The organism is Pseudomonas sp. TH06 (assembly GCF_016651305.1).
Lineage (GTDB): Bacteria > Pseudomonadota > Gammaproteobacteria > Pseudomonadales > Pseudomonadaceae > Aquipseudomonas.
In genome coordinates this window covers 2,880,518-2,892,727 of the sequence record NZ_JAEKEC010000001.1, presented here as the reverse complement: position 1 = coordinate 2,892,727, position 12,210 = coordinate 2,880,518, and the positions used below count along the sequence as shown (strand labels likewise).

Below are 12,210 nucleotides of genomic sequence, written 5' to 3'. Positions count from 1 at the left end.
AAGCCTTAGATGACGTCGCCCTTTCGTGAATTCAAGCGTCGGCCACTGCCTTTTTTGGCCAGACCTCGGCGTGAGCCAGAGAAACCAAGGCTTCGCGCACTTGTATCGGCGTATGACAAGGTGCTTGAAACGGCAACCAGTAGAGCGCCTGACCGATGCGCAGGTGCATGCCCTCGGTGTCGATCCCGGCCATTTGCGCCGGCACGGTTTTCGGCAGGCCGGCCAGATCGACGTAATGCGCGATGGCTTTGGCGTGGTCGCTGTTCATGTGCTCGACCATGCTGATTTCAGCTTTGCCGGCGAACGGGTTGGCCAGGGTCAACTGATCGATCCAGTGAATCGCGCCGAAACCGCCGATGTAGCGATGGCGCACCGGTTTCAACACCCAGAAATCGAAATCATGGGCCTTGTGGTAGTTCTGTGAGTCGGGGAAGTAGCGATAGTAGCGCTCGGCGGCGGCTTCAATGGCAGCGGCGTCCTCGAGCTTTTCGGCTTCAGCCAGATAGGTCAGGCGACCAACGGCTTGCACGTCATCAGCCTCGCGCTCACCCACCAGCATCGAGCACTTCGGATCTTTTTGCAGGTTATGGGTGTGCTGGGCGATGCGGCTTATCAGGATCAGCGGCCGGCCCTGCTCGTCCAGGCAATAAGGCACGACGGAGCCAAAGGGAAAACCGGGCATCGATTTGGAGTGTGTCGATAGCACTCCGCGGTATTCCTTGAGAAGCAATTCTCGGGCATTCTTGGCCACTTCAACGCTCAATTTATGACTCCTTAAATAGAATCCGTCGAAAAAACGGACGGGTGAACGGGATAAGTTCCGATCACCTTCGGGGCAATTCTCATGTGCAGCCAGGCCACGTCGGGCGCAGATCGAGAGGCTCTCCAAGGAAAACCACTCTGACCTGCTATCGGGGCATGCGAATGCAACTCAACGACAAAGTAATCATTATCACCGGCGGTTGCCAGGGTTTGGGCCGTTCCATGGCCGAGTATTTCGCCGGTAAAGGTGCGAGGCTGGCACTGGTCGATCTGAACCAGGAAAAACTCGACGACGCGGTGGCCGCCTGCAAAGCCAAGGGTGTCGAGGCGCGCAGCTATCTGTGCAACGTCGCCAATGAAGAACAGGTCGAGCACATGGTCGCCCAGGTGGCGGCAGATTTCGGCGCGATCCACGGTTTGATCAACAACGCCGGGATCCTGCGCGATGGCTTGCTGCTCAAGGTCAAGGACGGCGAGATGACCAAGATGAGCCTGGCCCAGTGGCAGGCGGTGATCGACGTCAACCTGACCGGCGTGTTTCTGTGCACCCGTGAAGTGGCGGCAAAAATGGTCGAGCTGAAGAACAGCGGCGCGATCATCAACATCTCGTCGATCTCCCGCGCGGGCAACGTCGGCCAGACCAACTACTCCGCCGCCAAGGCGGGTGTTGCGGCGGCGACCGTGACCTGGGCCAAAGAGCTGGCGCGTTATGGCATCCGCGTGGCGGGCATTGCGCCGGGCTTCATCGAGACCGAGATGACCCTGGGCATGAAGCCGGAAGCGCTGGAGAAAATGACTTCAGGGATTCCGCTCAAGCGCATGGGCAAGCCGGAAGAGATTGCTCACTCGGCGGCGTACATCTTCGAGAACGACTACTACACCGGGCGGATTCTGGAGATGGATGGCGGGTTGCGCATCTAAGTCCCACCACAAAACCAACTGTAGGAGTGAGCCTGCTCGCGATTGCGGTCACTCATTCAACATCTCTGTTGAATGTTAATCCGCTATCGCGAGCAGGCTCACTCCTACAGGTCTTTCAGTGTTGCTGATGGATCAATCGTCGCTGATGGTGATGTTCGGCATGGCTGGCGTTGCGGCTTCCTGCAACACGATCCGTGCGCCCACATGGCGGGCGAGTTCCTGATAGACCATGGCAATCTGGCTGTCCGGCTCGGCGATCACCGTCGGTTTGCCGCCATCGGCCTGTTCGCGGATCAGCATCGACAACGGCAGCGAAGCCAGCAGTTCGACGCCATATTGGGTCGCCAGCTTCTCGCCACCGCCCTCACCGAACAGATGCTCGGCATGTCCACAGTTCGAGCAGATGTGCACCGCCATGTTTTCCACCACGCCCAGCACTGGAATGTTGACCTTGCGGAACATTTCCACGCCTTTGCGCGCGTCGAGCAGTGCCAGATCCTGCGGGGTGGTGACGATCACGGCGCCCGCCACCGGCACTTTCTGCGCCAGGGTCAGCTGGATGTCGCCGGTGCCTGGCGGCATGTCGATGACCAGATAATCCAGATCGCCCCACGCGGTTTGCGTGACCAGTTGCAGCAGCGCGCCGGAAACCATTGGACCGCGCCAGACCATCGGCGTGTTGTCGTCGGTCAGGAAGGCCATCGACATGACTTCCACGCCGTGGGCCTTGAGTGGCACGAACCACTTCTGATCCTTGACTTCAGGGCGGGTCCGCTCGGGAATGCCGAACATGATGCCCTGGCTCGGGCCGTAGATATCAGCGTCGAGAATCCCCACCTTGGCGCCTTCACGGGCCAATGCCAGTGCGAGGTTGGCCGCCGTGGTCGATTTGCCCACGCCGCCCTTGCCCGAGGCGACCGCGACCACGTTCTTGACGTTGGCCAGCCCGGGAATCTGCGCCTGGGCCTTGTGCGCGGCAATCACGCTGTTGACCTCGACTTTGGCGATCACTACGCCATCGAGATTTTCGATGGCCAATTGCAGCAATTGCGCCCAGCCGCTCTTGAACAGACCGGCGGCGTAACCGATTTCCAGCTGGACGTTGACGCGATCACCGATGATTTCGATGTTCTTCACGCAACCGGCGCTGACCGGGTCCTGATTCAGGTAAGGGTCAGTGTATTGGCTGAGGACGGCTTCCACCGCTGCGCGAGTGACGGCACTCATGGGCAACTCCGATAACAAGACTGGGAAAAGATGGCGGGTATCGTACGCTGGACATTGATTTGAGGCGAACAGATTGCTCGAGCAGGAAAACCTTTGTGGCGAGGGGATTTATCCCCGATCGGCTGCACAGCAGTCGTGAAACCATTCAACGCGGTTTGCCTGATACACCGAGTTGTATGGTTTTGGGGCGGCTTCGCCACCCATCGGGGATAAATCCCCTCGCCACAAATGCTCTCTAAGTACCCAGCGGCTCAGGGGTGAAAAATATGCGCCAGCGCTTTATAGTGGCCGACCTCCGTTTCATCAAGTAGCGAAGCCCCACATGTCCGAACCACGCAAGATCCTCGTCACCAGCGCCCTGCCCTACGCCAACGGTTCGATCCACCTTGGCCATATGCTGGAATATATCCAGACCGATATGTGGGTGCGCTTCCAGAAGCATCGCGGCAATCAATGCATCTATGTCTGCGCCGACGACGCCCACGGTTCGGCGATCATGCTGCGCGCGGAAAAGGAAGGCATCACCCCGGAACAACTGATCGCCAACGTGCAGGCTGAACACAGCGCCGACTTTGCCGAGTTCCTGGTCGACTTCGACAACTTCCACTCCACTCACGCCGAAGAAAACCGTGAGCTGTCGAGCCAGATCTACATCAAGCTGCGTGACGCCGGGCACATCGCCCAGCGCTCGATCACCCAGTATTTCGACCCGGAAAAGAAAATGTTCCTGGCCGACCGCTTCATCAAGGGCACCTGCCCGAAATGTGGCACTGAAGACCAGTACGGCGACAACTGCGAAAAATGCGGTGCAACCTACGCACCGACTGACTTGAAAGATCCGAAGTCGGCAATCTCTGGTGCCACCCCGGTGCTCAAGGATTCCCAGCACTTCTTCTTCAAGCTGCCAGACTTCCAGCAAATGCTGCAGACCTGGACCCGCAGCGGCACCTTGCAGGACGCCGTGGCCAACAAGATCGCCGAATGGCTGGACGCCGGCCTGCAACAGTGGGACATCTCCCGCGATGCGCCGTACTTCGGTTTCGAGATCCCGGGCGAGCCAGGCAAATACTTCTACGTGTGGCTGGATGCACCGATCGGCTACATGGCCAGCTTCAAGAACCTTTGCGACCGTACGCCGGAGCTGGACTTCGATGCGTTCTGGGCCAAGGACTCCACCGCCGAGCTGTACCACTTCATCGGCAAGGACATCGTCAACTTCCACGCACTGTTCTGGCCAGCGATGCTCGAAGGCGCGGGCTACCGCAAGCCAACCGGGATCAACGTTCACGGCTACCTGACCGTCAACGGTCAGAAGATGTCGAAGTCCCGTGGCACCTTCATCAAGGCCCGTACGTACCTCGATCACCTGTCGCCGGAATACCTGCGCTACTACTACGCAGCCAAGCTGGGCCGTGGCGTCGACGACCTCGACCTGAACCTCGAAGACTTCGTGCAGAAGGTCAACTCCGACCTGGTCGGCAAAGTGGTCAACATCGCCAGCCGTTGCGCCGGTTTCATTCAGAAGGGCAACGCCGGCCTGCTGGTCGACAACAATGCCGCGCCTGAACTGACCGAAGCTTTCCTCGCCGCCGCGCCAAGCATCGCCGACGCCTATGAAGCCCGCGACTTCGCCCGTGCCATGCGTGAAACCATGGCCCTGGCCGACCGCGCCAACGCGTGGATCGCCGACAAGGCACCGTGGTCGTTGAACAAGCAGGAAGGCAAGCAGGATGAAGTCCAGGCGATCTGCGCCACCGCCATCAACCTGTTCCGCCAACTGGTGATCTTCCTCAAACCGGTGCTGCCGCTGCTGGCCGCCGATGCCGAGGCGTTCCTCAACGTCGCCCCGCTGACCTGGAACGACCACACCACCCTGCTGGCCAACCACCAGTTGAACGAATTCAAGCCGTTGATGACCCGCATCGACCCGGTAAAAGTGCAAGCCATGAGCGACGCCTCGAAAGAAGACCTGACCGCCAGCCAGACCGATACCGGTGCAGCCGCACCGGCGGGCAACGGCGAACTGGCCAAGGATCCGCTGTCGCCGGAAATCGACTTCGACGCCTTTGCCGCCATCGACCTGCGCGTCGCACTGATCGTCAAGGCCGAACACGTGGAAGGTGCCGACAAGCTGCTGCGCCTGACCCTGGACATCGGTGACGAGCAACGCAACGTGTTCTCGGGGATCAAGAGCGCTTACCCGGATCCGTCCAAACTCGACGGTCGCCTGACCATGATGATCGCCAACCTCAAACCACGGAAAATGAAGTTCGGTATTTCCGAAGGCATGGTGATGGCCGCAGGTCCCGGCGGTGAAGAAATCTACCTGCTGAGCCCGGACAGCGGCGCGAAGCCAGGCCAACGCATCAAGTAAGACGCGGCGGCAAATCGATCCCACCGGCGTGCCCTGCATGCCGGTGGGATTTTTCATATCTGGCCCACCCTTCCGGTGTGCCGGATAATGCCTAACCTTAAGAGACACCCGCCCGTTTCGCCGGCAGAACCATGACCGAACTTGTGCTTACGCTTTTCAGTGCTGCGCTGCTCAACAACTTCGTGTTGCACTGGCCGCTGGGCGTCGATCCGCTGTTGGCGGGCAGTCGCCGTCAGGTGCATGCGCTGGGGCTGGCGACGTTATGTTTGATGCTGCTGGTCGGGGTGATCGGTCAAGTGCTCTGGCACTGGCTGCTGGTGCCATGGCAACTGCAAGCCTTGCATCTATTCGTGTTTCTGCCGTTGAGCGTGTTGTTGATCGCACCGCTGCTGAAAGCCTTGGCTCGCGGACTGCCCGACTGGCCGTTCGACGGTTTGTGGCCGCTGCTGCTGGGTAATGCCGGCGTACTCGGTCTGGCGCTGATCAATGCACAAAACGATCAAGGGCTGTTGCATGCAACGGCATTGAGCCTCGGTGCTGGGCTGGGCTTCTGGCTGATCCTGAGCCTGTTCAGCGATTTGCGCGAGCGCACGGCCGGTAACGACATTCCCCTGCCCTTTCGCGGCTTGCCGATCGACCTGATCGGCGCCGGATTGATCGCAGTGATTTTTCTCGGATTCAGTGGACTGATCAAAACATGAGTCTGATTCAACGCATCGATGCCCTGCTGCCGCAGACCCAATGCGGCAAGTGCGGCCATCCCGGATGCAAACCCTACGCGGAAGGCATCGTCGCCGGCGAGCCGATCAACAAATGCCCGCCGGGCGGTGACGAAACCGTCGCGGCATTGGCCGAGCTGTTGAAAGTACCGGTGCTGGAACTGGACATCAGCCGTGGTTCGGCACCGCCGCAAGTCGCCTACATCCGCGAAGCCGAGTGCATCGGTTGCACCAAGTGCATTCAGGCCTGCCCGATCGACGCCATCGTCGGTGCGGCAAAATTGATGCACACGGTGATCATCGACGAGTGCACCGGTTGCGACCTGTGCGTGGCGCCGTGCCCGGTGGATTGCATCGAAATGCATCCACTGCCACTCGGCACATTGCCGGTGGTGGGTGGGCTGGCGTTCAGCCTTGAAGAACAACGCGCTCGCGCCGTCAAACGCGACCATGCTCGCCAGCGTTTCGAACGCCGTAATGCGCGCCTGCAACGAGAAGAACAGCAGAAACAGACTGAACGTGAAGCGAGGGCGAAAAAGGCTGCACAACCTGAAGTCACTACGCTTGACCCCGTGCAGGCTGCGCTGGAGCGTGTGCGCGCACAAAAAGCCGCCACCGCGGATGCAGCGCTGAAGAAAGCCAAGATCGATGTCGCGATGAGCCGCGCGCAGTTGCACAAGTCACTGAAAGCTTTCGGTCATCCGCCGACCTTTGAGCAGCAGTCGCAATTGATCGTGTTGCAGCAACAATTTGCAGCGGCCGAGCAGGCGCTGGCGAAACTCGAAAGCAGCGCACCCGCGGCTCCGGTCGCACCCGCCCCGGCGAAGGATGCCGACCTGAAACGGGCGAAAATCCAGTTGGCCATGCGTCGCGCCGAATTGAAAAAGGCACAGACCGCCGAAGCGTCCCCCGAGCAGATTGCCGCACTGGAACAGGCACTGCGTGAGGCCGAGCAAGCTCTTCACTCCGCCGAAGAATCAAGTGATCAGCCTGTGCCTGACATTGTGCGAGTGGAAAAACGCCCGATCGACGGCCAGCTTCGCCAGTTGAAAACCGAATTGGCCTACGCCCGCGCCGACTTCAACAAACTCGAACGCAGCGCCGACACGCCCGCCGAAACCCTCGACAAGGCCCGCGCCCGTCTGCAAGACGCCGAGCGCCAGGTGCAAGATCATGTCACCCCTTGAGGCACCCGACGATCGCCTGCAACAGGCGATGAAACTGGTGCTGCTCGCCACGCTGCCGGGTCTGCTGACTTTGTTCGCGCTGTACGGCTGGGGCGTGTTGATCAATTTGATGCTGTCGGTCAGCACCGCGTTGATCGTCGAGGCGGGCGTCACACGTCTGCGCCGCCAACCTTTACAGCCAACATTGAGTGACGGCAGTGCGCTGGTCAGCGCGACACTGCTGGCCGTTGCGTTGCCACCTTATTGCCCGTGGTGGTTGACGGTGTCCGCAATTGCCTTCGGCCTGTTGTTTGGCAAGCACCTGTATGGCGGCGTGGGCAAAAACCCGTTCAACCCGGCCATGCTCGGATTTGCCTTGATCATGGTGATGTTTCCACAACCGATGACACATTGGCCGGCTCACGGCCTGGCGCTGATTGACGCGGTGCAGCAGGTGTTCAATCCCGCTCAGGCGCCGGATGCCTGGGTTCAGGCCACGGCTCTGGACAGTTTGCGCATCAATAAAAGTCTGACCATCGATGAGCTGTTCGCCGCCAACCCGGCATTCGGGCGTTTCGGCAGCCAGGGTGTGGAATGGGTGAATCTGGCATTCCTAGCTGGCGGGCTGTTTTTACTGCAACGACGCGTGTTCGGCTGGCATGCGCCGGTTGGTATGCTCGCCAGTCTGTTTGTGGTCAGTCTGTTGTGCTGGAACGGCTCGGGTTCGGACTCACACGGCTCGCCCCTGTTCCACCTGCTCAGTGGCGCCACCATGCTTGGCGCATTCTTCATCATTACTGAACCGGTGTCCGGCGCCAAAAGTCCTCTCGCCCGCCTACTGTTTGGCGTCGGTGTCGGCTTGCTGACTTATCTGATTCGTACGTGGGGCGGATATCCGGACGGTGTGGCGTTTGCGGTGTTGTTGATGAATCTCTGCGTGCCGGTGCTGGAACGTTTTGCCGCCAGTCGGCATGCACAGGTGAGCCCATGAATCGGACGACAAGCGCGCTCACGCTGCTACTGGTGGCCGTCGTCGGCGTCGGTGCGACGTACCTCGTACAACGCAGCAATGCACCGCAGATTGCCGCTGCGCAACGTCTGCTCGACAGTCGCAAACTGCTCGACGTGCTCGCGGCAGATACCTACGACAATCAACCGCTGGAACAGCCGCTGGTCCTGGCAAACGTAGCCTTGAGCCACAGCACGCTGATCGGTGGCTATCGCGCGACCAGGGCTGGCAAGCCAGTCGCGGTGTTGCTGCGCAGCCAGACCGAGGGCTATGCGGGCAGCATCGAATTGTTGATTGCCATTGATGCCGACGGAAAACTGCTCGGCGTAAAAACCCTCAAACAGACAGAAACTCCGGCACTGGGCGGACATTTGGGCGACTGGCCGAATACGTGGTTGCAGGTATTTACCGGCAAATCGAGCAATCAACCGACGGATTCCGGTTGGGCGCTGAAAAAGGATCAGGGGCAGTTTGATCAAATGGCGGGCGCGACCATTACCTCCCGCGCGGCGATCCATGCCATTCATGATGCGCTGCGCTACTTCGATGAGCATCGTGCGCCGTTACTGGGGAACGAACCATGACCCGATCGGCGACGCTGGCGAACTCATTGATGCTGATGTTGCTGCTGGGCACCACCGGCTCGTTGGCTGGCGCGCTGCTAACGGTTCTGATGTTCGTTCTGGTCGTGGGTGCTTACGGCGCGTGCATGCTCCCCCTGCGGTCGCGCCTGACGGGGACAAGCACACTACTCGCCTGCTTGCTGCTTGCAGCGACATTGGCCAGTTGCGCCGAGATTTTCGGGCAACGCTGGTTTTTGTCATGGCATCAGGCCTTGGGGCTTTATGCCGGCCTGATCGCCTTGCAGTGCGTGGTACTGGAACACAATGGTTTCTTCCAACAGACGCGAATCGAGCGTTTCAGACTCGCTGGGCTGTTTGGCGTCTTGATGCTGATCCTCGCCTTGCTGCGAGAACTCGCCGGCCAGGGGACCCTCGGCCGAGGGCTCTTCGAACATTGGCAAGGTCTGGTTTTATTCAGTGTAGGGTTGCATCTGGCAACTCTGGTTCCGGGCGCGCTGATTCTTTTGGGCCTGTTGCTCGCAGCCCGTCAGGCGTGGACCCGCTCGAACTCTATTTCCAAGGAAACGCATCGCCCATGAATGCCGCAAAACGTCTTGAGATCTTTCGCCGACTGCATGAAGACAATCCCGAGCCGAAAACCGAACTGGCCTACTCTTCGCCTTTCGAACTGCTGATTGCCGTGATTCTTTCGGCGCAATCGACCGACGTGGGTGTCAACAAGGCGACGGCGAAGCTTTTCCCGGTGGCCAACACCCCGGCGGCGATATATGCGCTGGGCGTCGAAGGTCTGTCCGAATACATCAAGACCATCGGCCTTTACAACAGCAAGGCGAAGAACGTCATCGAGACTTGCCGCTTGCTGGTCGAGCGCCACGGCAGCGAAGTACCGCAAACGCGTGAGGAGCTAGAAGCCTTGCCGGGAGTGGGCCGAAAGACTGCCAACGTGGTGCTCAACACGGCTTTTCGCCAACTGACCATGGCCGTCGACACGCACATCTTCCGCGTCAGCAACCGCACTGGAATCGCTCCCGGCAAGAATGTGATCGAGGTGGAAAAGAAGCTGATGAAGTTCGTCCCCAAGGAGTTCCTGCTCGACTCCCACCACTGGCTGATTCTTCACGGACGCTATGTGTGTCTGGCACGCAAGCCCCGGTGCGGCAGCTGCAGGATCGAAGATCTGTGCGAGTACAAAGCCAAAACATCGGACGATTGATCGACTATTAGATTTATTGATTGATCGATTGAAAAAATCTTTTTTACCCGTCGCTGCATTACCGATATAAGGAGCGCCAAAGGCAGTCTTAGCCGGGAGTTAACTTTATGAGCACCGACAAAGAGCAATTGGACGTAGAAGACGAATTTACCCCCACTGAGACCGATGACCCAGAACCGGTTGTCGAGGTGGCTAAAACCAACCTCAGCAAACGTCGCACGATTGATAACCTGCTGGAGGAGCGCCGACTGCGAAGGCAATTGGCCGATTACGATTTTGATCTCTGATGCTTGAAAGCCTCCCGAAACGGAGGCTTTTCACTTTCTACAGCTAGCTGAACTCGATCGGCCCATGACTCCGTCAGCTAATGAAACATTCAAACGAGTCCATTGCGTTGCGCCAGCTCGATCAAATCAACCAGTGATCGTGCATTGAGCTTCAGCAATAAACGGGTCTTGTAGGTGCTCACGGTTTTGTTGCTCAGAAACATGCCGTCGGCGATTTCCTTGTTGGTCTTGCCTCGCGCCAATTGTTGCAACACCATCATTTCGCGCCCTGACAGACGATCCACCATGTCTGCTTCACTGGCGTTACCCAGACTGGTACGCACTGTATGCAACGCCTGATTGGGAAAGTAACTGTAGCCGGATAAAACCGCCTTGATTGCACTGAGCAATTCAGTCAGGTCCTGTTGCTTGCATACATATCCCGCCGCACCCGACTGCATGCATCGCATCGAAAAATGCCCAGGTGCCTGGGAAGTCAGCACCAGAACTTTAATCGGCATGGCGGTCGAGGTCAGGCGCGCGATAACTTCCAGACCATCAAGTTTTGGTATTCCAATATCAAGAATAACAATATCCGGCATCTGCTCGCGAGCCAGTTGTAATGCATCCACGCCGTTATCAGTTTCTGCAATGACTTCGTAGCCATGACGTTCCATCAGCATACGTACCGCAAGACGAATGACGGGGTGGTCATCCACGATCAGCACTTTATTCATGGGCAAGTCCAGTTTCGCTGTTCGAATTTTTTGAACACGCACCATATCCCAGTCACTTGCGCAGTGGCATGTCGGGGCTCTCACGCACTTGCATCGAAAGACATTCCCTACATCCATTGAAGATAAATCCTACAAAAAATCCGCTCCCATCTAAAAATCCGACATTGGAACGCTTCAACATCCACATTACATTTCCTTCTCCAACTTGTAACAGCTTGCGACCGACGCGCCACGCAGGTGCCGTTCCACAGCCCGAGGCCATTACGGGCTAGCGCCTGAAACTCTAACAAAGAAGATGACGACAGCTCATTCAGACTGGCGACTGGAAACATAAAGCAATGACACTACTTCCTACAACTCAATACACCACCACGCCGCGCATAAACGCTTGAAACAAGATATTTATACTCAACCAAACACTTTTGCTATAAATACAATACTAACCACTAAACTTACAACTACCAACAAACACAAACAAAACCACAATGAGAAAACCCAGACAAAAGAGTACAAATATGTTAAAGATAAAAAATAGAATCACTAACCCAATGACGATCATCGCCATATTCGCCGGTATCTCCGAAGCATCCGCCGCGATATCTTTGCCGTTCCTCAACAGTGAGGAACGCTCTATCTATATATGGTTCCTGATCAGCTTCCCGTTCTACTTGTTATTTATTTTTTTTATAACTTTAAACTTCAACTACCGCTCGCTCTATTCACCTTCCGATTTCGGCAAGGACGAGACCTTCTTGAAAGCCATGGACAACAATGACCGCGACAACAAACGCAACACATCCAGAGAAGGTCCCACTGCACACAATACTTTCGGAATCTCGAGTCGCGTCGTGCCTGATGATACCGCCGCACAATGCGCGGACTCGTGCGAAATCCACAACGCGCCCGATCCACCAACGGACATCCGTGCGAGGTCAAACCTGACGGTTCAACACAATATTCAGTTGCCCGTCTCCGTCAGCAATCTGCACATCATCGATCTCCGTGACATCGATGCGGCGAGAGAACTCGACACGATTCTGCAAAGAATCCGGCTCAACGACAGGAAAGCCATCCGCGTCATCGTATTTCTTTCCAATCATGTGTCGGACGCTTCACTGACGAAGAATGCGCTGCTACAGATCAAATACGCCAAGAAAGACTCAGGCACTACGCTGTGTATTGTTTACAACCTGTGCTCGCAAGCGGTGACGCTGTTGGGACGGACTTGAAGG

13 protein-coding genes are annotated in these 12,210 nt (G+C 57.7%); 10 read left to right on the top strand and 3 right to left on the bottom strand.

Annotated elements, in window-relative coordinates:
* Positions 1-31 precede the first annotated feature (31 nt).
* Positions 32-763, bottom strand: a complete 732-nt coding sequence (locus tag JFT86_RS13060; RefSeq protein WP_201236984.1) for a HugZ family protein — start codon at positions 761-763, stop codon at positions 32-34.
* 161 nt (positions 764-924) lie between these two features.
* On the opposite strand from JFT86_RS13060, the gene JFT86_RS13055 reads away from it, so the two are divergent.
* Positions 925-1,683, top strand: a complete 759-nt coding sequence (locus JFT86_RS13055; RefSeq protein ID WP_123453767.1) for an SDR family oxidoreductase — start codon at positions 925-927, stop codon at positions 1,681-1,683.
* 132 nt (positions 1,684-1,815) lie between these two features.
* Here the strand turns inward: JFT86_RS13055 and apbC are convergent, their stop codons facing one another.
* Positions 1,816-2,910: an iron-sulfur cluster carrier protein ApbC gene (gene apbC / locus JFT86_RS13050; RefSeq protein WP_103305495.1), complete on the bottom strand. Its 1,095-nt coding sequence runs from the start codon at positions 2,908-2,910 to the stop codon at positions 1,816-1,818.
* A 322-nt stretch (positions 2,911-3,232) separates the two neighbouring features.
* Here apbC and metG point away from each other — a divergent pair, with 322 nt between their 5' ends.
* The 8 genes from metG to JFT86_RS13010 all read left to right on the top strand — a co-directional run bounded on the left by metG (position 3,233) and on the right by JFT86_RS13010 (position 10,262).
* Positions 3,233-5,284 (top strand): methionine--tRNA ligase, encoded by a 2,052-nt coding sequence (gene metG, locus JFT86_RS13045; protein ID WP_201236983.1) that lies wholly within the window; start codon positions 3,233-3,235, stop codon positions 5,282-5,284.
* 131 nt (positions 5,285-5,415) lie between these two features.
* A complete protein-coding gene (locus JFT86_RS13040; RefSeq protein WP_201236982.1) occupies positions 5,416-5,985 on the top strand; it encodes an Rnf-Nqr domain containing protein in 570 nt (189 codons plus the stop codon).
* The gene (rsxB, locus tag JFT86_RS13035; RefSeq protein WP_201236981.1) at positions 5,982-7,190 is read left to right on the top strand and encodes an electron transport complex subunit RsxB; all 1,209 of its coding nucleotides are present in this window, start codon (positions 5,982-5,984) and stop codon (positions 7,188-7,190) included. The genes JFT86_RS13040 and rsxB overlap by 4 nt, the downstream gene beginning before the upstream one ends.
* Positions 7,177-8,160, top strand: a complete 984-nt coding sequence (locus JFT86_RS13030; protein WP_201236980.1) for an RnfABCDGE type electron transport complex subunit D — start codon at positions 7,177-7,179, stop codon at positions 8,158-8,160. The genes rsxB and JFT86_RS13030 overlap by 14 nt, the downstream gene beginning before the upstream one ends.
* Positions 8,157-8,762, top strand: coding sequence for an RnfABCDGE type electron transport complex subunit G (locus JFT86_RS13025; RefSeq protein WP_201236979.1), 606 nt, complete (start codon positions 8,157-8,159; stop codon positions 8,760-8,762). Before JFT86_RS13030 ends, JFT86_RS13025 begins: the two co-directional genes overlap by 4 nt.
* Positions 8,759-9,340, top strand: coding sequence for an Rnf-Nqr domain containing protein (locus JFT86_RS13020; RefSeq protein WP_201236978.1), 582 nt, complete (start codon positions 8,759-8,761; stop codon positions 9,338-9,340). Before JFT86_RS13025 ends, JFT86_RS13020 begins: the two co-directional genes overlap by 4 nt.
* Entirely contained in the window at positions 9,337-9,975 is a 639-nt protein-coding gene (gene nth, locus JFT86_RS13015) for an endonuclease III (protein WP_201236977.1), read from the top strand. The genes JFT86_RS13020 and nth overlap by 4 nt, the downstream gene beginning before the upstream one ends.
* A 107-nt stretch (positions 9,976-10,082) precedes the next feature.
* Positions 10,083-10,262, top strand: a complete 180-nt coding sequence (locus tag JFT86_RS13010; RefSeq protein ID WP_201236976.1) for a hypothetical protein — start codon at positions 10,083-10,085, stop codon at positions 10,260-10,262.
* An 89-nt stretch (positions 10,263-10,351) separates the two neighbouring features.
* Here JFT86_RS13010 and JFT86_RS13005 read toward each other — a convergent pair whose 3' ends face one another.
* Positions 10,352-10,978, bottom strand: a complete 627-nt coding sequence (locus tag JFT86_RS13005; RefSeq protein WP_007916656.1) for a response regulator transcription factor — start codon at positions 10,976-10,978, stop codon at positions 10,352-10,354.
* A gap of 515 nt (positions 10,979-11,493) precedes the next feature.
* Here JFT86_RS13005 and JFT86_RS13000 point away from each other — a divergent pair.
* Complete coding sequence (locus tag JFT86_RS13000) at positions 11,494-12,207, top strand: hypothetical protein (protein ID WP_201232568.1); 714 nt, start codon at positions 11,494-11,496, stop codon at positions 12,205-12,207.
* Positions 12,208-12,210: the final 3 nt, after the last annotated feature.